The sequence below is a fragment of the Paenibacillus sp. ACRRX genome (assembly GCF_022346885.1).
In the GTDB taxonomy this organism is placed as follows: Bacteria; Bacillota; Bacilli; order Paenibacillales; family Paenibacillaceae; genus Paenibacillus_B.
In genome coordinates, this window is record NZ_JAKRNK010000006.1 from 127728 (window position 1) to 151207 (window position 23480).

At 43.8% G+C, this 23480-nt stretch carries 23 protein-coding genes and 1 riboswitch; of the genes, 20 read left to right on the forward strand and 3 right to left on the reverse strand.

The annotated features are described in order from the left end of the window. Window positions 1-6: 6 nt before the first annotated feature. The 5 genes from MH117_RS18060 (at window position 7) to MH117_RS18080 (ending at window position 5899) form a co-directional block, all read left to right on the forward strand. Entirely contained in the window at window positions 7-1851 is a 1845-nt protein-coding gene (locus MH117_RS18060; protein WP_239330941.1) for a sensor histidine kinase, read from the forward strand. Window positions 1852-2412: 561 nt separating this feature from the next. After that, entirely contained in the window at window positions 2413-3228 is an 816-nt protein-coding gene (locus tag MH117_RS18065; protein ID WP_239330944.1) for a transporter substrate-binding domain-containing protein, read from the forward strand. Window positions 3229-3322: 94 nt separating this feature from the next. Beyond that, window positions 3323-3976, forward strand: coding sequence for an amino acid ABC transporter permease (locus MH117_RS18070; RefSeq protein ID WP_239330947.1), 654 nt, complete (start codon window positions 3323-3325; stop codon window positions 3974-3976). Continuing rightward, the gene (locus MH117_RS18075) at window positions 3969-4691 is read left to right on the forward strand and encodes an amino acid ABC transporter ATP-binding protein (RefSeq protein ID WP_239330950.1); all 723 of its coding nucleotides are present in this window, start codon (window positions 3969-3971) and stop codon (window positions 4689-4691) included. The genes MH117_RS18070 and MH117_RS18075 overlap by 8 nt, the downstream gene beginning before the upstream one ends. A gap of 258 nt (window positions 4692-4949) precedes the next feature. After that, window positions 4950-5130, forward strand: a riboswitch (cyclic di-AMP (ydaO/yuaA leader). A 7-nt stretch (window positions 5131-5137) separates the two neighbouring features. Beyond that, a complete protein-coding gene (locus MH117_RS18080) occupies window positions 5138-5899 on the forward strand; it encodes a 3D domain-containing protein (protein ID WP_239330953.1) in 762 nt (253 codons plus the stop codon). Between the two features lie 81 nt (window positions 5900-5980). On the opposite strand, the gene MH117_RS18085 is transcribed toward MH117_RS18080, so the two are convergent. Beyond that, complete coding sequence (locus MH117_RS18085; RefSeq protein ID WP_239330956.1) at window positions 5981-7090, reverse strand: polysaccharide deacetylase family protein; 1110 nt, start codon at window positions 7088-7090, stop codon at window positions 5981-5983. Between the two features lie 228 nt (window positions 7091-7318). On the opposite strand from MH117_RS18085, the gene MH117_RS18090 reads away from it, so the two are divergent. The 7 genes from MH117_RS18090 (at window position 7319) to MH117_RS18120 (ending at window position 11942) form a co-directional block, all read left to right on the forward strand. Then, window positions 7319-8020: a dihydroorotate dehydrogenase electron transfer subunit gene (locus MH117_RS18090; RefSeq protein ID WP_239330959.1), complete on the forward strand. Its 702-nt coding sequence runs from the start codon at window positions 7319-7321 to the stop codon at window positions 8018-8020. After that, complete coding sequence (locus tag MH117_RS18095; RefSeq protein ID WP_239330962.1) at window positions 8001-8933, forward strand: dihydroorotate dehydrogenase; 933 nt, start codon at window positions 8001-8003, stop codon at window positions 8931-8933. The genes MH117_RS18090 and MH117_RS18095 overlap by 20 nt, the downstream gene beginning before the upstream one ends. Before the next feature lies 1 nt (window position 8934). Continuing rightward, the gene (lpdD, locus tag MH117_RS18100) at window positions 8935-9291 is read left to right on the forward strand and encodes a prenylated flavin chaperone LpdD (RefSeq protein WP_239330965.1); all 357 of its coding nucleotides are present in this window, start codon (window positions 8935-8937) and stop codon (window positions 9289-9291) included. A gap of 137 nt (window positions 9292-9428) precedes the next feature. Then, complete coding sequence (locus MH117_RS18105; RefSeq protein WP_239330967.1) at window positions 9429-10118, forward strand: PspA/IM30 family protein; 690 nt, start codon at window positions 9429-9431, stop codon at window positions 10116-10118. Between the two features lie 101 nt (window positions 10119-10219). Then, a complete protein-coding gene (locus MH117_RS18110; RefSeq protein WP_481857284.1) occupies window positions 10220-10633 on the forward strand; it encodes a DUF350 domain-containing protein in 414 nt (137 codons plus the stop codon). 50 nt (window positions 10634-10683) lie between these two features. Then, window positions 10684-11190 carry a DUF4178 domain-containing protein gene (locus MH117_RS18115; protein ID WP_239330969.1) on the forward strand — a complete coding sequence of 169 codons (507 nt, stop codon included), beginning with the start codon at window positions 10684-10686 and terminating at the stop codon, window positions 11188-11190. 11 nt (window positions 11191-11201) lie between these two features. Continuing rightward, complete coding sequence (locus MH117_RS18120; RefSeq protein ID WP_239330971.1) at window positions 11202-11942, forward strand: DUF4247 domain-containing protein; 741 nt, start codon at window positions 11202-11204, stop codon at window positions 11940-11942. Between the two features lie 335 nt (window positions 11943-12277). On the opposite strand, the gene xerS is transcribed toward MH117_RS18120, so the two are convergent. Continuing rightward, window positions 12278-13348 carry a tyrosine recombinase XerS gene (xerS, locus tag MH117_RS18125; protein WP_239330974.1) on the reverse strand — a complete coding sequence of 357 codons (1071 nt, stop codon included), beginning with the start codon at window positions 13346-13348 and terminating at the stop codon, window positions 12278-12280. A 144-nt stretch (window positions 13349-13492) separates the two neighbouring features. On the opposite strand from xerS, the gene MH117_RS18130 reads away from it, so the two are divergent. Beyond that, window positions 13493-14854, forward strand: a complete 1362-nt coding sequence (locus MH117_RS18130) for an MATE family efflux transporter (protein WP_239330977.1) — start codon at window positions 13493-13495, stop codon at window positions 14852-14854. Here the strand turns inward: MH117_RS18130 and MH117_RS18135 are convergent. Further along, window positions 14851-15120, reverse strand: coding sequence for a hypothetical protein (locus MH117_RS18135; RefSeq protein ID WP_239330980.1), 270 nt, complete (start codon window positions 15118-15120; stop codon window positions 14851-14853). The two genes, MH117_RS18130 and MH117_RS18135, sit on opposite strands and share 4 nt — an antisense overlap. Window positions 15121-15679: 559 nt before the next feature. On the opposite strand from MH117_RS18135, the gene gap reads away from it, so the two are divergent. The 7 genes from gap to MH117_RS18170 all read left to right on the forward strand — a co-directional run bounded on the left by gap (window position 15680) and on the right by MH117_RS18170 (window position 23374). Further along, window positions 15680-16723, forward strand: a complete 1044-nt coding sequence (gap, locus tag MH117_RS18140) for a type I glyceraldehyde-3-phosphate dehydrogenase (RefSeq protein WP_239330983.1) — start codon at window positions 15680-15682, stop codon at window positions 16721-16723. Beyond that, window positions 16699-16878, forward strand: a complete 180-nt coding sequence (locus tag MH117_RS18145; RefSeq protein WP_036698173.1) for a GapA-binding peptide SR1P — start codon at window positions 16699-16701, stop codon at window positions 16876-16878. The genes gap and MH117_RS18145 overlap by 25 nt, the downstream gene beginning before the upstream one ends. Further along, window positions 16875-19550, forward strand: coding sequence for a pyruvate, phosphate dikinase (ppdK, locus tag MH117_RS18150; RefSeq protein ID WP_239330986.1), 2676 nt, complete (start codon window positions 16875-16877; stop codon window positions 19548-19550). The genes MH117_RS18145 and ppdK overlap by 4 nt, the downstream gene beginning before the upstream one ends. Window positions 19551-19727: 177 nt before the next feature. Next, window positions 19728-20366, forward strand: a complete 639-nt coding sequence (locus MH117_RS18155; protein WP_343224473.1) for a CBS domain-containing protein — start codon at window positions 19728-19730, stop codon at window positions 20364-20366. Between the two features lie 18 nt (window positions 20367-20384). Further along, the gene (locus MH117_RS18160) at window positions 20385-21188 is read left to right on the forward strand and encodes a pyruvate, water dikinase regulatory protein (RefSeq protein WP_239330990.1); all 804 of its coding nucleotides are present in this window, start codon (window positions 20385-20387) and stop codon (window positions 21186-21188) included. A gap of 22 nt (window positions 21189-21210) precedes the next feature. Beyond that, window positions 21211-22185 (forward strand): class II fructose-bisphosphatase, encoded by a 975-nt coding sequence (gene glpX, locus MH117_RS18165; RefSeq protein ID WP_239330993.1) that lies wholly within the window; start codon window positions 21211-21213, stop codon window positions 22183-22185. A gap of 271 nt (window positions 22186-22456) precedes the next feature. Further along, complete coding sequence (locus tag MH117_RS18170; protein ID WP_239330996.1) at window positions 22457-23374, forward strand: S8 family peptidase; 918 nt, start codon at window positions 22457-22459, stop codon at window positions 23372-23374. Window positions 23375-23480 lie beyond the last annotated feature (106 nt).

Here is a 23480-nt window from a genome sequence, read left to right on the forward strand (position 1 = left end):
GATGTTATGAGACGACGAACTATTCATACGCAGATGGTTGTTCGAATCGTCATAACGGTAACGATCGCACTGTCCTTTATTTTCGCGTTATCTTATGATGCGATTCGTTCAATCATTCAGGACCAAATTAATCAAAGTTTATTAAGTCAAGCTCAGATGGCTGCGCATGAAGTAGATGCTGCGATTCGACAGCAGAAAACGATGGTCGAGACGTTTGCACGTGTTATTAATGGCATTTACAATTCGGACGATCCACTGGGCAATATCAACCATGCTACCCGAATGTTTGCAGAGCAGCCCAATCCATTAGTCTTTGGTTATTGGTTCACCGCCCAATCTGACTACAAACAACAAGGTAAGTTCACTTCGCGATATGGATATAATGAGAATCACCAACTTCGCAGCTATTACAGTCCGTCACATACTGATGATTCGCTCCCCATTTTCAGAGATAATCCAATGTTTGACTACTATCACGGTGCAGTGAAGACAGGCGCTACATATATCACGTCTCCATATCTGGATCCTCATTTACGAATTCCCATGTTATCCCTTAGCACTCCTGTATATGATAAACAGCTCAAGGTTAGAGGCGTTGCAGGGATCGATATCCGCTTCAATGATTTGCACACCTTATCTACACGGCTCAGTTTTTATCCTAACAGCGAAACGTTACTAATATCCCAGCAGGACGAGGTATTGTACAATCCCGACAGTAAAATTAACTTGCATGACATTAACTATCCTTTTGATACGGACATTAGCAATCTTGTACATGAAATTAAGCAGAACAAGACACAAATGGTAAACGCCAGGTATAAAGACAAGGATGTTATTATATTTGCCATGCCAATTACAGAACCTGGTTGGACAGCGTTAATAATGCTGCCTACATCTGTCATTGACCAAGTATTGGCACGAGTATTGCTGATATCATTGATAACCTTCGCAATTTTGGTGATTACCGTCTACATTTTAGTCCATTTGTGGGTAAAACGGCTAATCACGAAGCCCTTAAAAGTACTGGTGCAGGCGTCGCAGCGCATTGCAATCGGCGATTTTAGTGGTACTGTTCAAATTCAAACGGAAAATGAATGGATGCAGCTAGAAAAGCATATGAATCAAATGCTGGAGACACTGCGGCATCATGCGAAGCTGGAACAGGAAATGAAACGTATGAGTGCGCTGAAAGTCGTAGGTGAGATGGCTGCTGCCATCAGCCATGAGATCCGGAATCCGCTGACCACCGTGCGCGGGTTTCTACAGCTGCTTCGTAATAAGCCAGAGCATGCTGCAGAACATGTTTATTTTGACACGATGATGGATGAAATTATTAGAGCAAATACCATTATTACAGAATACTTAACGTTGGCGCAGAACAAACTGGCCCATTTTACCCCGCAATCCTTAAATCATATTATTGAGCAAATTTATCCTCTTGTTCAGGCGTCCGCTACGGCCAATTGCCAGCATATTGTGATGGATTTGCAAACATTGCCAGCTGTAATGCTGGATGAAAAAGAAATACGGCAGCTCCTGCACAATGTGATCCGGAACGGACTAGAAGCGATGGAGGCCAACAAAGTGCTGCAAATTAGAACCCGTGCTGAAGATGAGGCAGTACTGTTGGAGATTGAAGATGAAGGCCCGGGATTTGAACCCTCCATCTTATCTATTGCGGGTACACCATTTATGACAACGAAGGTAAATGGGACTGGATTAGGCTTGGCCATCTGTTACAGCATTGTGCAGCGTCATCACGGCAGCTTGCATATAAGCTCGAAACCAGGGAGGACAGTCATTTCTATTAAGCTTCCTCTCGTCTTCCCCGCTCCTGGCACAAATAATTAAGACAGGCATCGCATGAGCACAGTAGCTTTTGGTGAAATCTGGCGGCTGTGCTCTATCGCTGTCTTCTGTTCATTCCATGATCACATCTCCCTCAGCTTTTCTTCTTATTCTGCCCGGTCTGCTATTAGATGCCGACACGCATCATATACAACAAAGAAGAGGGAAGAATAACTCCTCGTTTGCATGAGTACACATAAACATACACTTAAGATGATGAATGATATTTATATTATACGTCGTCTTGTTAGTGCGCTCCAAAATGATGGTGTAAAAATATAGAATATAATGGTATTTACTCAACTTGGGCAGCGTTAAATGCTCCTTTTATGTCGCACTTTATTTCAAAAATTAAACACTTAGTCATATGTCAACGAAACAACATTTCATTTTTTATCAGTGTTGACCAATGTTATATAAAGACGAGGTTTTCGGCATGATAAGCATGAGCAATAGCTAATGAACACAAAAAAGTATTGTATAAGTATGCAACATTGTGTATACTGGTGTCAGTCCACGAGACATGCAATTGTACTTACATTCAGATAAAGTGGGGAATTAATAATGACTAAGATGAAGGCATTTCAATTGGCAACAGCATGTATGCTGCTTATGGCTCTCGTTGTAGGTTGCGGCACGAAAGAAGACGCATATGATAAGGTGATTAAAGAGAAGAAGCTGGTCCTTGGGACAAGTGCAGACTACCCACCTTTTGAATTCCATAAGAAGATCGCAGACGGCAAGGACGAGATTGTAGGATATGATATTATGATCGCTAAGGAGATCGCTAAGGATCTCGGTGCAGAACTAGTTATTGATGATATGAAGTTTGATTCTGTTCTTCAGGCCGTTTCTTCTGGTAAAGTCAATTTTGGGATGGCTGGAATGGACGCGACAGAGGAACGAGCAAAAGTAATGTTGTTCTCGAATTCAGTGTATAAGGCTGAAGCAGGGGTTCTAGTCCGCGCAGAAGACAAGGACAAGTTCAAGACACCTGAAGACTTGAAGGGGCTGAAAGTTGGCGTTCAGAAAGGTTCTACATTTGAAGATGTAGCCACACAAATTCCGGACGCTAAGCAGGATCTGCTTGTTAAGGTGAACGATCTTGTTCTCTCACTGGAAACCAAGCGTGTAGATGCCGTATTGGTAGAGAAACCAGTTGGGCTAGCCTATGAGACTAATAATACGAAGGTAGCTCTTTCGCCCGTAGTGCTCAAGCCGGCAAGCGAAGGTTACGTTGCAGGTGTGGGCAAAGAAAGCGTAAAGCTGAAGGAAGCAATCGACAAGACTATTGCACGTCTTAAAGCGGACGGTTCACTTGATAAGTTTATTACAGAAGCCAATGCATTGGCAGATGCTGCTGCAGATGAAGCAAAGTAAGGAATGGCGGATATAAGCAAACGACAGGTGCGGCGTAAAGCCGCGCTTTTTCGTTGGAAAACATATAGGCAAGATGTAGAAAGGGTTGTTTAACATGAATATGTTCCAAGCATTATGGGAATTCAAAATGACTTACTTATCAGGAATGGGCATGACGATACTGTTATCTATATCAGCGATCATAGTTGGTTTTATATTTGGATTAATACTTGTCTTGATGCGGCGGTCAGGGATTGCTCCCTTAAAGTGGTTCTCAGCAACTTATATTGAAGTATTTCGGGGAACTCCATTACTTGTGCAATTGTTTATTATTTATTTTGGACTATCGGAGTACGGGGTTGACTTGCCAAAGTTTACTTCCGGTGCGATTGCCGTTGCTTTAAATAGTGCGGCTTATTTGGCGGAGATATTCCGTGCAGGTATTCAAGGTGTTAACCAAGGACAAGTGGAGGCTGCCCGTTCTTTAGGTATGACCCAATCGATGACAATGCGTTATATCGTGTTGCCGCAAGCATTACGTAATGTAATGCCTGCTATCGGTAACGAATTTATTACAATCATTAAAGAATCTTCAATTGTAACTTTTATTGGCATTGCAGATCTTATGTTTCAGACTGAAGTTATTCGAAACACAACTTATTCATCCATGGGACCGCTTTTGGGGTGTGCGCTATGTTACTTTATTATGACGTTTACACTATCCAAAATGGTCGGATTGATGGAAAGGAAGTTAAAGTATAATGATTAACATCACAAACTTACACAAGTCGTACGGCCAATTACACATTTTAAAAGGGATAGATCTTGAAATTAACGCAGGTGAAGTCGTTGTGGTCATTGGGCCAAGCGGGTCCGGGAAGAGCACTTTGCTGCGCTGTCTGAATTTGCTGGAGACACCAACGAAAGGTGAGATACGATTCGAGGGTGAGATCATTAACGATAAGAAACATGATATTAATGCCACACGCGAGAAGATGGGAATGGTATTCCAATCCTTTAATCTGTTTCCGCATATGTCGATTCTTAACAACATTACGATTTCACCTATTAAAGTGAAAAAGATGGACAAACAGAGTGCCGAAACAATAGCGTACGAACTGCTTGAAAAGGTAGGATTAAAAAACAAAGCGAGTGCTTTCCCAGCACAGTTATCTGGAGGTCAGAAACAGCGGATTGCAATCGCCCGTGCATTAGCAATGCAGCCGCACGTTATGCTGTTTGATGAGCCAACTTCGGCGTTAGATCCTGAGATGGTAGGCGAAGTGTTAGAGGTCATGAAGTCACTTGCAGCCGAAGGTATGACCATGGTAATTGTGACACATGAAATGGGATTTGCACGTGAGGTAGGGGATCGCATTATTTTTATGGACGGCGGAAATATCGTGGAACAAGGAGCTCCGGAATTGCTCTTTGCAAATCCACAGCATGCTCGGACACGAGATTTTTTAAGTCGTGTGTTATAACCGGAGCAGATGATCTTGGACGTAACATCAATAATAAACATAAATGTAATTATGTAAACTAAATTCAGATCAAAAAGTACTCGCCGAAGCGGGTACTTTTTTTGTATCATTATGAACTGTTTAATTTCATCAATATCCACTTTAATGACGTTTTTGTCATCTTTCTATAAAAAAATGAAAATCTGAACCCTTTGGGGCCCAAGGGTTTGAGCGTCATGTAATAATCTACCTGCGCACAGGTTACAAAATTGTGATATGATTCTTTCCGAGCCGAGACAAGTAATGTACGGGGGATGATTTACCGGTAGTTGAAATGGGACATACCATTTTAATTATCTCGGGGTGAATCACATTAATGGTTGGCAACAACCCATGATGAGTAGGGTACTCCTTAACCCGAATCCGACAACTAACCCCGCAGGCTTTATACTAAGGAGGTACACATAATGAAGAAACGAATGACCCTCAAGATTGCAGGAGTTATGCTTGGACTTGTCACAATGTTCCATATTTTGCCTGCATATGCTTCACCTTATATAGCAGTAGAAGGAGATACTTTCTATTCTATATCGAAGAAGTACAAGGTAGGATTGGAGGCGCTGTTAGCAGCAAATCCTACGATTAAACCGAAAAATATTTATGGCGGCTTGGAGATTCAGATCCCGGACATAGTGAAGAACAAGGCCGCGAAAGTAGAGATTGCGTCGATTCCGTCACCGAAGACTGAAACAGCGAAAACTGCTGACAAGCAGCCAACAAAAGCATTGTCAGATACAACTCCTGCTACGGAGAAACCAGCTCAGGCCAAGCCAGCAGAGAAAAAGGCGGCAAGCGTGGCCTCTTCTGTACCTAGTAACGTTGTTACTGTTGCTGGGCGTGACATGAAGTATAAAAAGAAGTTGAATGTGAAAGCTACTGCATATACAGCACATCCGAGTGAAAACGGGAAATGGGGCGCAGTTGACTATTTTGGTAATCCATTAAAATTAGGCACTGTTGCTGTAGACCCTAAAGTGATTCCACTCGGCACAAAATTGTTTGTTACCGGCTATCAATTTAAGCATCTGCCACAGGGTGGGTATGTTGCAACAGCTTCTGATATTGGAGGCGCAGTGAATGGCAGCAGGATCGATCTGTTTGTTCCTGTCAGTCAAAAAACAGGCAGCACATTCGGAGTGCAGAGCGTTCAGGTATATGTATTGAAATAAGGAATAGAAACGGCTGGTGTACCTAGATAAGGGACATCAGCCGTTTTTATTTGTTTAGAGCTGGAGTGAGCCAGACAACAACTACCGTTCTTTCTTCTCCTTTTGGTCATGAAACAGTTCAGGTACGGTCACAAAGTTATAATTCTGAGCACGCAGCTTTTTAATAATGCTCGGAAGCGCTTTGACTGTATTTTGTAAGTACCCATTCATACCGCTTCCACCGGCATGCTGCAATACAATCGAACCCGCAGATACTTCATTTAAAATATTCCGCTCCATTAAAGAAGAAGGGATACCCCGCCAATCATTAGAATCTACGTCCCAATTAACGACCATATAGCCATTTTCTCCTGCCCATTGCAACTGATCTTCTGAAATTTCGCCAAATGGAGGACGGAAAAAGCGTGGTTTATAACCAACTATGTCGTCTACGATGGCTTCGGTCTGCTTGAGCTGGCTAATAAACGCTTCTATACCCGATCTGGTTAGAAGTGGATGACTGTACGTATGATTGCCGATCACATGTCCTTCAGCGACAATGCGTTTAACCAGAGCAGGATACTGCTTGGCTCGGTAACCAACTAAAAAGAATGTAGCCCGAATACCTTCATCTCGTAATATATCGAGCACAAGAGGTGTAACGCGGTTATCAGGCACGTCGTCGAATGTTAAAGCAATCTTCTTTTCATGAGTACTGTTACTGGCTCTTAGCTTGAAAATGTGAGGATAACGTGTTCTAAGTTGGGCGATAGACAGCTTACGCTGACCTATAATCTGTTTTTGATTGCTTACAGCAGAACGTGCCTTTTGCTGTTGCTGATTCTGTTTCGTCTGAAGGTGCTTTTGTGTCTGCTGTACTCTGCGATATTGTTTTAATTGATTAGACTGCTGTTGTTGTTGTTGTTGTTCTGTGCGAAAGGAGAACTTGAATTTTTTAGTTTCTCTCTCCTTTGATTCTTGGGCATGTTTTTCCATATGCTTTGTCATATGCGAACGTATCGGCCAAGTAGTTCCATTATGCACCGTACTGTTCGATCGCACTTCAGCAGGTGTCGCTGAAGTGGAACTGCTGTGATTGGAAGTCTGGTCAGGGATGTTTGGTAATGGATAACCCGCTTTAGGTTCATGCATCCCGCATCCACTGCTTACAATCAGAAAGGATAAGACAGCGGTTGTGCATAATCGACGCATTTCGATCCCCCCTCCGCTTGTATTCGATGTCATTGTTATGTCCTTCGACATATGGAAATATGCTTGTAAAGGCAAACCATTTATCACGCCTATTAGCAGATGTTTCTAATATTCTGAAAATTTTCGCAAACATAAAGAAAACGTCAATTCAGATGTGATTTCTATCACGGTCGCATAGAAGGGATAATGACATAGTATAGTTGTTAAACCTCGAAAAGGAGTATGACTGTGCATACAATTGTATCTAACGAACGCATCTCAGAAGGCATTTACCTGATGACGGTAGAAGGGCGATTCACTGCGCGCATGGGACAATTTTATATGCTCCGCTCGTGGAATCATTCGCCGATTTTATCACGTCCAATTAGTATTTGTAACATTGAACCGGACAGCATCCAATTTTTGTACAAGGTTGCAGGTGAAGGTACTCGCATGTTCGCTGCTTTGCGTGCAGGTGATCAGATTCAATTGGAAGGCCCATTAGGAAATGGTTTTCCTAATGTAACAGGGAGAACCGCATTAATAGGCGGGGGAATCGGGATTGCTCCATTGCTCTATACGGCAAAGCAACTGGACAAGCCTGATATCTATCTTGGATTCAGAGGACAATCGTATCTGACAGAGGCTTATGAGCCTTATGCAAATGAAGTTTATGTGAGAGTAAACGGGAACCTGTTAGAGGATTTAGACTTATCGAAATACGAGAATGTTCTTGTATGTGGTCCATTGGGCATGATGAAGGCCGTTGCATTAATGATGGAGCATACGGATACCAAGGTGTATGTATCTTTTGAGAAACGAATGGCATGCGGTATTGGAGCATGTTATGTGTGTTCAGTCATGAACAAAGACAAAAACAAAAAGGTTTGTTCGGATGGACCTGTATTTTTGGCAAAGGAGGTGGATTGGCATGCGGAGCTTAGCTTGTAGTGTAGCAGGTATTCATTTTAATAATCCGATCGTTATGGCATCTGGAACATTTGGTTTTGGGAAAGAATATGCCAAATTATATGATATTAATCGATTGGGCGGCATCTCTTGCAAAGGCTTAACGCTGCATCCGCGCACAGGGAATACAGGAACACGTGTATTTGAGACATCAGGCGGCATGCTGAACAGTGTAGGGCTGGAGAATCCGGGAGTTGAGGCATTTCTAAATGAAGAAATGCTGTACTGGGAAACGATCGAGCCCGTTAAGATCGCAAATCTAGGTGGAAGTAACATCGAAGAATATGTGCTGGGAGCACTAAAAATCACGCGTGACGCCGAGGAACGACGCAAGCAGAGTCGTATGGCTGTGGACATGATAGAACTTAATATTTCTTGTCCTAATGTCAAAGAGGGCGGGATTGCCTTTGGCGTAAACACAAATATCGCTCGTGAAGTTATACGCGAAGTTCGTCAAGTCACATCGCTTCCGCTTGCAGTGAAGCTGTCACCAAATGCTGAAAATATTGTAGATATGTCAGTGATGTGTCAAGAAGAAGGAGCCGAATGTGTCTCCTTAGTAAATACATTTTCCGCAATGAAGATCGACATTTATCAACGCAAAAGTGTCTTTAATAATGTGTATGCAGGGTTATCTGGACCAGCAATCAAACCAATTGCACTTCGTATGGTCCATCAAGTATCAAAGGAAGTGACTATTCCCGTGATGGGTATGGGTGGTATTGCATCAGCATCAGACGTCATTGAGTTTATTATGGCAGGGGCTTCTGTCGTACAGATTGGTACTTATAATTTCATGAACCTTCGTGCTGGAGAAGAACTGATCGCGGGAATCCAAAGCTTCATGGAGCTGGAGAACATTAATAGCTTGGACGAGATTAGGGGCATCATATAAAATGAAATGGAATATACCGTCTAACTCGATACAATGCCGGATTGAACGGATAGGTAGAGATTGGCTGGTTACCCTCACAGGTGGAGAGATGCCGGAGGATCATCATATTGGAGCGGTATCGATAGCATACCGGGCTCCGGAGATGCAGTCAGGCTGGAAAGTGGACACGCTCAAGGTTCCTAGGCACAAGGAGCATGTGCTCACGAATCCTATGGCTTTGGAAGCGGCTGCTACACTGGGCGGCACTGTGACTGTTGCAGCAGGCGTGCATTTTGATCAGTTGACTGCAGAACAAATTCAAATCGTCGTGGATGAATGTTGGCGATTGCTGCGCGAAGCATTGAATCATACAGATTAAACATATGGGAACAGGTCGGAATATCCGGCCTGTTTATTCTATATAATTTCAGAATAAAGGATGAAACGGATCATAACTTTCCACGTATAGATTATCATTAAGTTAAAGAAGCTAACCTTGAGGAGGAACTATACACCATGTCACTGTTCAAACGTTTAAGAGATGTTACGATGTCGAATGTGTTTGCCTTAATTGAGAAAGCCGAAGATCCAATTAAGATGACGGATCAATATCTCCGTGATATGCAAGAAGATCTTGAGGAAGCAGAGCGTGCCGTTGCACAGCAGATTGCGATTGAGAAGCGCTTTAAGCAGCAATACGAGGAGCAAGAAGCACTCGTGAAGAAACGCGAGGAGCAGGCTCATCTTGCTGTAGGCGCAGGTAACCTTGAACTGGCTCGTCGTGCGTTGGAAGAGAAAAAGTCCGCTGAGCAGAAAATGACTGAGTTCAAAACTAGCTATGATCAGAACAAAGCTGCAGCAGACAATCTTCGTAGCAAGCTGGAAGAGATGCGTAAGCAGTACACTGACATGAAGAACAAACGTGAAACGCTTGTAGCTCGCTACAATGCTGCAAAAGCACAAAATGAAATCAACAAAGCAATGGCTGGTTTCAGTTCAGATACAGCAATGTCCGGTTTGAAGCGTATGGAAGACAAAATGCTGCAAATGGAAGCACAGGCAGATGCCAGCAATGAACTGAGCGGTAATTCTCGCTCTTTGGACGACGAATTCGCCCAGCTTGGTAAAGACCAGCAGGTCGAAGACGAACTGGCAGCAATTATTAAGAAAATGGAACAGCAGAAATCCGATGGCTCGAGCAGCTAATTGATTACAACACCCAATGCTGAACGAAGACGCTTGCTTACCGCAAGCGTCTTCGTTCGCCAACATGTCCGGAATCAGAAAGAGGAGGAGAAAGCTTGGACATCCTTAATGTAAGCTTTCAGAACATTCAAGCCATGGCACTGTGGACAGGAACAGGTGTAATCCTGTTATTTATCCTCATGTGCATTGATGCTTTATTCACGAAATATAATGATATACAAGAGATGAAAAATGGGAACGTAGCGGTAACGACCCGCTTTATAATGAAGCTGTTTGCACAAGGCTTCATATTATCCTCATCCATTAAAGTCGCGTACAGCTTGGGCGAGGCGCTAGTTATGTCTGTAGTTTCTTTTATTATGCTGCTCATTATTGAGGCCATTGTCCGAATCGTGCTTCGAGTTGTTTTTAATCTTAATCTGGAAGCGGGCACAAAGGACGGAATGATGTCCCATGCGTTGTTAGCCGGCTCTTTGCACGTAGTCGGAGCATTTATTATCGCAGCTTGTCTGTAACAGAGTAAAATGTTCCCTATCTAGGGGTGCAATGAAAGGAGCAACTGCACATGGGATTATGGAAAAGAGTGCGCAAGCTCATGGAGAAACCGGAACCGGTCAAGCCCGAGAAGACACCTATGAGTTTGCAGCCAGGTGATGTATGTGAAGTATCACTTATGACTTATGAAATTATTGGGCGTACGGAGTGGAAAGCGCGTTCAACGATATGGCTAACGCTGCGTGATGGTTCGCGTGTTCAGTACTTACAAGTAGAGAAACGTGAGCAATGGAATTATAACTTATATGAAGCGATTGATGGACGATTAGATGCTGTCGACGAAGTTCCAAGTGAGATCGAACTCGATGGTACATGGTACTACATGGAAGATCAGTATAACGGCCTCGTGCAGGTTCAAGGCCAGACACCGTTTGGCGTACCTGGGGAGCAGTACGTATGGGAGTATCAATCGGACAATCGGAAACGGCTTCGAATTGAGTGGCAGGATGGTCGCTTTCAGCTATATGAAGGCGAATCTGTATTACCTGCTGACGTTCGTGTCATCCGTCAGTCTTAATCGAGGCTGAGATGAAGAATAAATCTCTTTATTGGCTCAAATGGCTGCTGGTCGTCACCTTTATTGTTCCCCTGTTGACGGCATGCGGACAGATGGATATTTCAGAAACGTACCCCCTGGAATCGGTAACTAAAGAAGGCAACAGCAGTTCCTATGTTTACCGTGCTGCTGGGGTAGAAGTTCCTGCAGTTGCCACTGCACTTGCCGATAAGAGGAAGCCGGAGCAGATCTCAAAGGAAGATAAGGAGCGGATGTTCCTCGTCTATCCAGATGAGGTGATACAGCTTCAGCGTGACACGGAAAATCCGGAAGATACACTTATTGAGGTAGATTCCAAAGAGTACGTACAGAAAAATTACGATCGTAGCTTCCTGGAGATGTACATTCAGTACAAGATCGTAGACACATTGTTTGATTCACTAAGTGGATTTGGCAAATATCGAGGTTATACACAACAACGGCAATATGCTCCATCGAAGCCGTACCGGGCACCTACTCAAGAAGATAAGAAAAAAGCACCTCCAATTACGGTAGAACGTAAAGGTTCAATCTTCCGCCGTGGTTCGAATCAAGATTCGACAGTCGGTAGTGGAGGGAGTATATTTAACCGTACTCCTTCATCTAAAGGCTCCATCACGCGGGACAAAAGTGGGGGATCCAAATACAGTTCCAAGTCACCCACAATTAAGAAGTCCAAACCACCACGAACTCGGATAGGTAAAGGTGGCATTACAAGGCGTGGGCGAAGGTAGCTTGCCTTACGAATTTTAGTATGAATGCCGCTGTTCTGCATTGCAGAATGGCGGTTTTTTAATATTATACAAGATAGAAGATATATCTTCGAATTCACTTCGTGTAAATTCCGTTGCGCACGGACTCATTTTGAAACATAGAGCTTGGGTATAATCATCACAATCATTTCAAGTTACAATAAATAAACATAATTATAATTATGTAAACTATTTTAAATGATCACTATAAGTAAATAACAAAAAAGGGGCCAGTACATGAACTGGCCTCTGATTGTAGAGCAATTTCATGTGGTTATGTAAGACATTTTATCTAAAATATATGTAAACAAGTATCCCTAACGATCAATCGCTTCAGACATCGTCTTATCCGTCAAGTGTGCATAGATCTCAGTTGTTTCCGTGGAGGCATGTCCCAGCTGTTCTTTGGTCTTATAAATATCATTTTGCAAATAATAGTCAGTAGCAAACGAGTGGCGGAGCTTATGAATAGTCAAGGCAGGCTTGCCGAACCGTTTAGCGTATTTTAGCACCATTTGCTGCATGGCCCGCTTGGTCATACGGTTGCCTTCTTGTTCTCCATTTTTAATAGCGAGAAACAAAGCCTTTTCTCGCTTCGGCGCATGATATCGGGTACTGCGCAGCTGAAGGTATACTTCAAGATGATCCTTAGCTCGTTCTCTATAATAGACTGGGGTCTTAAAAGTCTCATCATTATGACCTTTACGGTAGACGTATATCAGTTTATGATTCATATCAACGTCATCGATATTCAGATTCACCACTTCACTGACCCGCAGACCCGAGTTTAGAATTAGGCTGGCGATAGCAGCATCACGTGCTGCATTCAGCTGGTGAGCATACAGCGCTTGTTTATTCGAAGCGACATCAGCAGCATAACCTTCACGTATATAGTGAATGAATGCCTCTAATTCATCTTCTTCCAGCAGCTTTCCTTTTAACTTGGCGGCGCTATCCTTAGGTTTATGTACTCGTTTAATCTCAATCTTCGCCATTACGTTACGTTTGAGCAGCGGGTACAAGTTCTCGTCCTCGGCAATCTGGCTTAAGTAGTGAAATAAGGATCTCATCGAGGAGAGCTTACGAGATATTGTAATACGGCTATTCTTTTGTTCCTTATAGGTAGTCAAGTAGATCCGATAGGCAGTAATGTGCTCCATCCGCAACGATTCCAATTGCAGCAGGGTAACATCCTTCATCAAGGGACCTTCACTTATGCCTTCTGTTATAAGCCATCCTAGAAAAATCTCATAATCACGTATATATTCCAGCAAAGTAGAGGGGGATAAGTCAGGAAGCTTGTATTCCATATATTGTTGAATGTACCATGGCATTGTCGGAAGCTTCTGTTCCAAGTGTACACGGTCTTTTTGTTTCTGAATCGTCATTTTCAGCTTGCTCCTTCATGTGCTCATCATTTCCATCCTAATCTTTATTTTAACATATCAAAAAAGATTTGACGGTTTCCTTTTCCAGATGTAACGTATACTCTTAGTACAGTAAGATTACCAAGAGAGGTTGCGAAACATGTCATGAAACAAACGTACTCGAAGAAGCAGAAATTCCAGCAATTGCTTTACATTTTACTTCCTATATTTGTGACTCAAGTTGCACTGCAGCTTATGACTTTCTTTGATACGGTCATGTCCGGTCATTTTAATAAGGAGAATCTGGCGGGCGTCGCCATTGCTACGAGTTATTGGGTTCCTATATATACAGGACTAAGCGGTATATTTTTAGCTGTTACCCCAATTGTGGCGCAATATGTGGGTGCGAAGCAACGTGACAAGATTGCATCGAGCGTTATTCAAGCCGCTTATTTATCGATATTGTTTGGTATAGGCGTTATTATCCTAGGTTTTTTTGCTGTGGATCCCTTAATTAATCGGATGAATCTAGAGGCAGAAGTTAGCCGTGTGGCTAAAGAGTTTTTAAGTGCTATCGGTATTGGAGTCATTCCTGTATTTATTTATACGGTCATACGTGCAACCATTGATGGACTTGGTCTCACTCGTGTCACGATGTTTATTACGTTGTTGTCTTTTCCTATTAACGTTATTTTGAATTATGTTTTTATTTTCGGCAAGTTTGGCATGCCAAGATTGGGTGGTGTAGGCTCAGGGTTTGCAACATCCATTACCTATATCATCATTTTAAGTGTGGCTATTCTGTTTATGAAACGTAACACGATGATGCAGGATCTTGGCATGTTCAGACGATTAGAGAAGGTATCCTTAGCGCAATGGAAGGAAGTACTGCGCATTGGTTTGCCAATCGGATTGTCTATCTTCTTTGAAGTCAGTGTATTCTCAATGGTTACGTTATTGATGAGTGGATACGATACAATAACGATCGCCTCCCATCAATCTGCATTGAACTTTGCTTCATTACTGTACATGCTCCCGCTCAGCATTGCGATGTCCTTAACGATTATGATTGGCTTTGAAGTAGGGGCCAAACGTTATGAGGACGCCAAGCAGTATGCAAGATTAGGTGTCTTTTCAGCCATTGGGCTTGCGGGAATATGTGCGGTGTTTCTAGTGATATTCCATTCTAATGTAGCTGCCATGTACACAAACGATCCCACTGTCAAAGAGATGACAGAGACCTTTTTGATGTATGCGATCTTCTTCCAGCTGTCAGATGCAATAGCGGCTCCTGTACAAGGAACTTTACGTGGCTATAAGGATGTTAATATTGTATTTATAGTTGCATTTGTATCCTATTGGGTCATCGGCCTGCCAGTTGGATTCGCACTCTCATCTTGGACATCTCTTGGTGCTTATGGCTTTTGGATCGGCCTAATCACGGGCTTGGCATTTGGGGCAATCGGCTTGTATGTTCGTCTCAGCGTTATTGAACGGCGTGCTAAACGAGGACTGTTAGGGAATTAAGGAGTTAAGGAGGGGGCGGTTATAAGCCGTCTCCTTTTTGCTGTTTGTAAGTGATGAAGCTCAATGCGCTTCATAATATATTTTACTAAGGGTGGAAATATCCAGCTGCCGACAAAAGCGGCCGGGTCAGAGTACATCGTCTTCTTTATGAGGACAAATAAGGCGGAGCTTCCTATAAAGTCAATCATAATCATTTGTCTTATAGCCGACGCGGGCACGACAATCACAATAAATTCATCATTTCGTTTCTTCCATGGCAAAGGCATTTACTGCTTCCTCCATTTCACATCATAGCAGGACTGTTTATCTTTACTTTATGTGTGCAAGGGATTGTCTTATGTGCCTTGCTTCAGCGCTAGATAGCTAATTGTGAGGATAAAGATGAAAAATGATATATGCGCGGTTTATTGATTTTTAGATAACCACTACTTCACACTTCCTCCTTGTTATAGCATATAACCTTTATCCTATTTATAAATAATGCACAGCCCAAAGGATTACAGTTGGGCTTTTTGTAATATCCACTAGGGTGGGACGATAAGAGGTAGTGGATAATCTGGCTATTATTATAAATGCTTATTACCTTGGTATGTGGCTCCGTAAGCAGTTTAGCAAGAAATAACGGGCAATATACCTTCACTTGTTCGGAATATATTTCGTGCCTTCAAAATATATAATGTGTATTATATGCGCCGTATTATCACTATAATACACATTTAATCAAATGTAAGCGAAAATAAATTCGCATATAGTGTGTATTACTTATTGAATAATCATTAAATATGACGTATTATATAAACAGAGCAAAGGAGGTTCTAACAATATATGCATAAACGACTCGGTGTCAGCGGAACTGGAAGAATTGGAAGATTGGTTATACGCAGCATGTTTATTCATGGAGATGGGACTTCAATCGGCCTTATTAATTCTTCATGTTCCCCCGAACAATTAGCACATCTTTTGAAGTATGATTCGATACACGGGCGGTGGGACGAGGAGATTAAGTCTGATGATCATTGCTTAATTATTCGTGGTCACAACATTCCAATCGTTAACGAACGTAACCCCGAACTGCTGCCATGGCAAACGTATGGGATTGACGTTGTCGTGGATGCAACAGGCAAATTCAAAAGCCGTTCAGAAGCATCGAAGCATCTCCAAGCAGGGGCTAAACGAGTGGTTGTAACGGCACCTGGAAAAGAACTGGATTGTACTATTGTAATGGGTGTCAATGAGCATACTTATGATCCGGACCATCACGCGCTCATTTCCACTGCATCCTGTACGACCAATTGCTTGGCACCGCTTCTGCAAGTATTGGACCAGGAATTTGGCGTACAATCGGGCTGGATGACGACCGTTCATGCTTACACGAATGATCAGAAACATCTTGACAATGCACATTCTGACTGGCGAAGAGCAAGAGCGTGCGGAAGCTCCATTATTCCGACTTCGACTGGCGTAGGCAAGGCGCTAAAAGATATCCTTCCGCATCTGGCGGAATCCATCCAGGGTATCTCATTGAGAGTACCCGTACAAAATGTGTCCTTGGTTGATCTTACTGTTCAATTGCATTGTGAAATAACAAAAGAGGATATAAGTCGCGCATTTACAAATGCGATTCAAGAAGGTCTGGGGCCATTTGTAGAGTATAACGAAGAACCCCTTGTATCTTCCGATTACATTGGCAATAACAAATCTGCAATTATAGATGGATTATCGATTCAGACGGCGGGGCAACAAGCTAAACTATTGGCTTGGTACGACAACGAATGGGCATATGCATGCCGGGTAACTGATTTTGTGAAGTATATGTTCGTCCAAAATGAAAAGGGGGAATTATTGTGCGGGACCAAATCAATGAATTAATTTCTGATTATGTGAGACAGAATGATCTGGGTACAATTATTTGTCGACATTGCGACGACATCATCGATACATTGCCCACTAATAGTGTAAAGACGAAGTATATGGTATGCGAGAAAGAAGCTTGTCGTAAACAAGAGGGGAGTGCTTCGGCTTGACAGTATTAAGAGTGAGCTCATTCCAAAATGGCGGCAAAGAACATATAGAACTTCTGGGTGGAAAAGGCGCTCACCTTGCGGAAATGACAAAGGCGGGACTTCCTGTCCCGCCTGGATTCACCATCACAACAGACGTCTGCAGACATTATTACAACAATAACCGCCAACTGCCTACGGGCTTGAGGGATGAGATCGAACTTGCACTTACTGAGCTGGAGAAAGAGCAAAAACGAGTGTTTGGCGGCACAGACTGTCCACTGCTTGTGTCGGTACGTTCTGGTTCCGTAACGTCAATGCCCGGCATGATGGATACGATTTTGAATTTAGGATTAAATGACGAAACAGTAGAAGGATTAGCGCAGCAGACCAACAATCGAAGATTTGCTTACGACTGTTATCGCCGCCTTATCCAAATGTACGGCTCGGTTGTCTATCATATAGAGGCGATACATTTTGAGCGTGTGCTCCAAGAGGAGAAGCAGCTCCATCAATGTAAGGACGATCAACAACTTACAGAAGAATCGTTGATCACGCTCGTTCGGAAATTCAAACGACTTATTGATCAACGTGCCGATAAAGTATTTCCGCAAAATGTAAGGGATCAATTACAAGGGGCAATAGAAGCCGTGTTCTTATCTTGGTCGAGTCCAAGGGCGAAAGTATATCGCAAAGTTCATCTTATTCCGGATGATCAGGGAACAGCCGTAAACGTGCAGGCAATGGTATTTGGCAATATGGGAAATAACAGCGGAACAGGCGTATTATTTACTCGTAATCCCTCTACTGGGGAGAACGTCATGTTTGGTGAATATTTAATGAATGCACAAGGGGAAGATGTTGTCGGCGGTACAAGAACACCAATTCCGATTGCAGCTTTGCAGGAAACGCTGCCTGAAGTTTACCAGGAGCTATCCTCCTCTGCGGAGCAGCTTGAAAGGCACTATAAGGACATTCAAGATATTGAGTTTACGATTGAAAATGGAAAATTGTATTTCTTGCAAACACGCAGTGCGAAGCGGAATGCGCGTGCTGCGCTCAAGGTAGCTGCTGATCTAGTCAATGAATGTATGATATCAAAAGAAGAAGCTTTGATGCGCATTGATGTACAGCATTTGAACCATTTATTGCATCGCTCCTTGCAAACCACTGCTGATCACGTTGTCATAGCAACGGGACTGCCTGCTTCTCCAGGCGCAGCCTGTGGGCAAGCCGTATTTGATGCAGACACTGCAGACGAATGGAAACGTGCGGGAAAATCGGTTATTCTGGTACGTCTCGAAACGACACCTGAAGATATTCACGGCGTTATCGCTGCTGAAGGAATTCTTACGCTGCGTGGAGGCATGACAAGCCATGCTGCAGTTGTTGCCCGTGGGATGGGCAAACCTTGTGTGTGTGGTTGTGAAGTTTTAAAGATTGATGAAGAGCAGCAGCAGCTTATCGCCAAGGATATCGTTATTCGTGAAGGTGACTGGCTTACACTCGATGGTGGCAGCGGGCAAGTTATCCCTGGTCAATTGGAGTTAAAAGAAGCGGATATTTTCCCGGAGCTACTGTTAATTCTGGAATGGGCAGATCAGATTCGTTCCTTAAAAGTGATGGCAAATGCTGATTCTCCGCTGGATGCACGTAAAGCAAGGGAGTTTGGAGCAGAGGGTATAGGGCTGTGTCGAACTGAGCACATGTTCTTATCCCCAACGCGAGTTCCAATTGTGCAGCAGATGATTCTGGCTGACAAGGAAATGGATCGCCAAGTGGCGCTAAACCGCTTGCTGCCAATGCAGCGTTATGATTTCGAAGAAATGTTCCGTGAAATGGATGGTTATCCAGTGACGATTCGCTTGCTGGATCCACCACTACACGAATTTCTTCCAAATGTGGAGGAATTGACAGAGCGTTTAATGGTACTGCGTTCAACTGAGGGTGTCATCCATACCGAACGTTCTGAATTAGAACGGATGATAAGAAGAGTCCGCGAACTGCAAGAAACCAATCCGATGCTAGGGCAGCGCGGATGTAGACTAGGGATTATGTTCCCTGAAATATATGAAATGCAAATTGAAGCGATATTCCAAGCAGCGCTCAGATGTATATGTGACGGGATCACAGTACATCCACAAGTTATGATTCCATTGGTGGGGCATGTTAATGAACTGCATTTGCTGCGGAAATTAGTTGACCAAGTGGCAGAACAAGTGTTAGGGCATGAAAAAAGAAACTGTCCGTACAAGGTAGGCACGATGATCGAAGTGCCTCGTGCAGCCTTAACGGCAGGTGAGATTGCACGATCAGCAGACTTTTTCTCCTTTGGCACTAACGATTTAACCCAGATGACATTTGGATACAGCCGAGATGATGCTGAAGGCAAATTTTTAACGCACTATGTCGAGAATAAGCTGCTTCCGCACAATCCATTTCAAGTATTAGATACAGAAGGGGTAGGCAAGCTGATCGAGATGGCAGTCATTCAAGGCCGGTCAAGAAATCCCCTGCTGACCACGAGTATTTGTGGGGAACACGGCGGCGATCTGGAATCCATTATGTTCTGTCAGCGTGTGGGATTGGATTATATCAGCTGCTCGCCGTATAGACTTCCAGTTGCTCGAATTGCGGCGGCCCAAGCTCATATACGCATGCAATGGGAACTGAAGCTTCAAGAAGAAGCAGTCTGAATCTGGACTTAAATGTAATGTACATGCAGCCGGATGGTGACATATTCGGTGACTCGTGAAGATCGAGAGTTACGAATATCCCATCCGGGATGCTATAATCTTGTCATAAAGAAGTAGCTCAAAAGTCCGCGCCTCTTCTTTAACAGATATTTATAGCATGAAGCGGAGGGATACAACATCGAACTAACAGCAAGACAATTAGAGATCATTAAGATCGTTAAAAAACATGCTCCCATTACGGGAGAACAGATAGCAGAGATGCTTACCGTCAGTCGACCGACGATTCGTGCGGACCTATCCTTACTTGTCATGCTGGATTACATTGCTGCCAAGCCGAAAGTGGGCTATTTTCTTGGTGAGAAGGCTGAGAAAAAAGAATCAGACTCCTATGTTCTGCGTGAAATGAAGGTTGGACAGGTTCAAGGCATGCCAATCGTGGTAGATGTGAAGACAACGGTACAAGACGCAGTTGTCACATTGTTTCTGGAGAATATCGGAAGTTTGATCGTAACGGACGAAGAGGGCAAGCTTGCGGGTGTTATTTCACGTAAGGATTTGCTTAAAGTGACGTTGGGTAACCCCAATGCATCCTCCATGCCGGTCAGCATGGTGATGACTAGACAGCCGAATATCGTGACGATCACGCCAGAAGAATCTGTACTGGAAGCAGCACGCAAGATGATCCACCATCAGGTTGACAGCTTGCCGGTTGTTTCTTGTCCGGATGGTACGTCAGATGCGGAATGTAACGTCGTTGGCCGGATTACGAAGACAACGATCATCAAGCTGTTGCTCGATAAAGTAGAGCAGGAGTAAGCGGGAGGACAGAAGTGTATGGGGAAGGCGTCATATACAATTACCGTCGTATCCGATTCCGTAGGAGAGACAGCGGAAGCGGTCGTGCGGGCTGCCATACGGCAGTTCGAAGCACCACAAATCAAGATCAAGCGCCATATGAATGTACGTAATGAAGAAGAATTATGTATTGTAATGGAAGAGGTCGCCGAATCGGGGGGATTTGTTGCATATACACTCGTCCAACCCGAATTAAGAGCAGCGATTAAAGAGCATGCCATTCGATTGCACGTTCGAGCTGTCGATGTGATGGGGCCGATGATTCAAGCTTTTGTGGACACATTTGCTGATCAGCCCAAACGAATGCCCGGACTGCTCCATCGGTTGGATGAGGACTATTTTCAACGAGTAGAAGCCGTTGAATTTGCCGTGAAATGTGACGATGGCAAGGATCTGAATGCTATTCTCAAGGCGGATATCGTATTGCTTGGGGTATCTAGGACGTCAAAGACACCATTAAGTGTATTTTTGGCACATAAAGGCAAGAAGGTTGTGAATTACCCTGTAGTTCCCGAGATTCAACCGCCGGAACACTTATATCGTATCTCATCCAACAAAATAATTGGTTTGACCATGAATGCGGAGCATCTTCTCAAAATTCGCTCAGAAAGATTAAAATCGATGGGGCTTCCTGTGTTGGTGCGATATGCATCGTTAGAACGTATTGTTGAGGAGTTAGAATATGCTCGTTCGTTATTTGATCGGTTAGGTTGTCCCGTCATTGATATTACAGACAAGGCAATTGAAGAGACGGCCGGAATCGTGATGGATTTCATATCATAAGATAAAGAGGAGGGAGCTGGAGATGGATCGTCAACTAGCTCTGGAGATCGCGCGTGTTACGGAGGCGGGTGCCCTAGCTTCAGCCTCATGGATAGGGCGGGGTGACAAGCATAGCGCAGATCATGCTGCCACTAGTGCAATTAGAGAAATGTTCGATTCGGTGCCAATCGATGGCACCGTAGTCATCGGCGAAGGGGAAATGGATGAGGCACCGATGCTTTACATTGGTGAAAAGGTAGGCAGTCGTAAAGGCCCCGAAGTGGATGTAGCGGTAGATCCATTGGAAGGAACAGAGGTAGTCGCAAACGGGTTAAACAATGGAATGTCGGTTATCGCGATTGCAGAGAAGGGACATTTCTTGCATGCGCCAGATATGTATATGCGGAAGCTGGCAGTTGGACCCTCGCTTGCTGGGCATCTTAGTCTGGATGATCCCATTGATCTAACATTGGAGAAGGCGGCACGTACACTGGGCAAATCTGTACAGGACTTGACAGTTATGATTCTACAGCGCGAGCGGCACAGCGACTTGGTACAGGCATTAAGAAACAGCGGCGTTCGAATCAAACTGCTCGATCATGGAGACGTATCCGGTGCAATTGTGTCCGCTATCCCGGAATGCGGTGTGGATTTATATGTAGGTTCAGGCGGTGCGCCAGAAGGCGTACTTGCAGCTGCGGCTTTGAGATGCCTCGGCGGCGAACTTCAAGGTCGACTTATGGTAGAGAGTGAAGAGCAATATGCTCGTTGTTTAAGAATGGGTATTAAAGATCCGGACGCATTGCTCACGATGACAGACCTTGTAGGTACAGGTGATGTTATTTTTGCGGCAACAGGGATTACCAATAGCGATTTGCTAAACGGGGTACGTCATTTGCCTGGTCAACGAGTTGAGACACATTCTGTCATTATGCGAGCGAATACGGGTACAATTCGTTATTTACGGTGTGTGCATAACATGTCGGTAAAATTAAAGTACGCAGCAGGAATGAATTAAACAATCTGTTACCGAGAAGTCGAGCATTATGCTTGGCTTTTTTTGTTATTTTGGATATTACAAAAGCGAGTACTGCTTATGGCGTTTAACTAGTAAATAATAGTATAGTAGAAGGTGGTGTTTTTTGCGCCACTTTTCGTAATTTATACGCTATTCCATTTTGTAGCCACATAGTAACCTACAATGTTTGTCGAAAATTTTAGTGATTGGGGTCTTAAGAGTAATTCAGGCTTCGAGTCAATTGCTAGATTAGCAGTTAGGAGTAATAGAAATGGATCAGCATATGTTTTTGCCTCCTGTGCGAATTGTTGATATTACGAACAATAAACAGGAAATCCCGCCTGGGGTATCGTTAATATCTGCGCCTGCATTATGGGAAGAAAGTCAACGTGGGGATGGAGTCGTTATCGCGATTCTGGATTCTGGCTGTCAGGTCGATCATCCGGACTTGTGCGGTAGAATTGTCTCAGGAAGAAACTTTACGAATGACGGGGGAGTTGAGGATTACACAGATCAAAGTGGGCATGGCACTCATATCGCAGGAACAATTGCGGCGAATTTGAACAATTATGGCGTGGCAGGAGTTGCTCCCGAAGCAGATCTGCTTATTCTGAAAGTGATTGGCTCAGATGGATCTGCACGAATCCAACAGGTTGTAGATGCTGTGGATTATGCGATCGCTTGGAGAAATGGTCCGCAGCGTGTGCGTGTCATCTCCATGTCGCTCGGCTCTACGCATGATAACGCAGCCTTGCACGAAGCTATTAAACGTGCTGTCGCAGCTGATATTGCAGTGATATGCTCTGCTGGCAACGAGGGAGACAATTGCGCGGATACGATAGAGATCAGTTATCCAGGCGCCTATCCGGAAACACTATGTGTTGGAGCTATTGATATTGACTTGAATATGGCACCATTTACGAACACAAACGAGACCGTAGACCTGGTTGCGCCCGGCAATGAGATTCTGTCAACCTGGATGGATGGGAAATATGCGGTCATGTCTGGAACCTCGATGGCAGTACCTCATGTTACGGGAGCAGCAGCACTCATTATTAATGAACGTGAGCGGGAGCTTGAAAGAACTATTAGCGTGCAGGAAATTTATGAGCAACTAAAAAAGCGAACGGAGTCTCTTGGTTATAAGCGAACAGTGGAAGGGCATGGTGTTTTAATGCTGGATACATAGAGTTATTAGAGTATATAACTTTGGTAGCGCTCGCTTTGAAACAACAGATGTGATACTTTATGGGTTATCACTATTAAATAAGGACTTGCCAACTGGCGAGTCCTTA

Bases quoted from the DNA above. Each gene is read 5' to 3' on its own strand.
- MH117_RS18060 (WP_239330941.1), top strand. From the start codon at position 7: ATGAGACGACGAACTATTCATACGCAGATGGTTGTTCGAATCGTCATA.
- MH117_RS18065 (WP_239330944.1), top strand. From the start codon at position 2,413: ATGACTAAGATGAAGGCATTTCAATTGGCAACAGCATGTATGCTGCTT.
- MH117_RS18070 (WP_239330947.1), top strand. From the start codon at position 3,323: ATGAATATGTTCCAAGCATTATGGGAATTCAAAATGACTTACTTATCA.
- MH117_RS18075 (WP_239330950.1), top strand. From the start codon at position 3,969: ATGATTAACATCACAAACTTACACAAGTCGTACGGCCAATTACACATT.
- MH117_RS18080 (WP_239330953.1), top strand. From the start codon at position 5,138: ATGAAGAAACGAATGACCCTCAAGATTGCAGGAGTTATGCTTGGACTT.
- MH117_RS18085 (WP_239330956.1), bottom strand. From the start codon at position 7,090: ATGCGTCGATTATGCACAACCGCTGTCTTATCCTTTCTGATTGTAAGC.
- MH117_RS18095 (WP_239330962.1), top strand. From the start codon at position 8,001: ATGCGGAGCTTAGCTTGTAGTGTAGCAGGTATTCATTTTAATAATCCG.
- lpdD (WP_239330965.1), top strand. From the start codon at position 8,935: ATGAAATGGAATATACCGTCTAACTCGATACAATGCCGGATTGAACGG.
- MH117_RS18105 (WP_239330967.1), top strand. From the start codon at position 9,429: ATGTCACTGTTCAAACGTTTAAGAGATGTTACGATGTCGAATGTGTTT.
- MH117_RS18115 (WP_239330969.1), top strand. From the start codon at position 10,684: ATGGGATTATGGAAAAGAGTGCGCAAGCTCATGGAGAAACCGGAACCG.
- MH117_RS18120 (WP_239330971.1), top strand. From the start codon at position 11,202: ATGAAGAATAAATCTCTTTATTGGCTCAAATGGCTGCTGGTCGTCACC.
- xerS (WP_239330974.1), bottom strand. From the start codon at position 13,348: ATGACGATTCAGAAACAAAAAGACCGTGTACACTTGGAACAGAAGCTT.
- MH117_RS18130 (WP_239330977.1), top strand. From the start codon at position 13,493: ATGAAACAAACGTACTCGAAGAAGCAGAAATTCCAGCAATTGCTTTAC.
- MH117_RS18135 (WP_239330980.1), bottom strand. From the start codon at position 15,120: ATGCCTTTGCCATGGAAGAAACGAAATGATGAATTTATTGTGATTGTC.
- gap (WP_239330983.1), top strand. From the start codon at position 15,680: ATGCATAAACGACTCGGTGTCAGCGGAACTGGAAGAATTGGAAGATTG.
- MH117_RS18160 (WP_239330990.1), top strand. From the start codon at position 20,385: ATGGGGAAGGCGTCATATACAATTACCGTCGTATCCGATTCCGTAGGA.
- glpX (WP_239330993.1), top strand. From the start codon at position 21,211: ATGGATCGTCAACTAGCTCTGGAGATCGCGCGTGTTACGGAGGCGGGT.
- MH117_RS18170 (WP_239330996.1), top strand. From the start codon at position 22,457: ATGGATCAGCATATGTTTTTGCCTCCTGTGCGAATTGTTGATATTACG.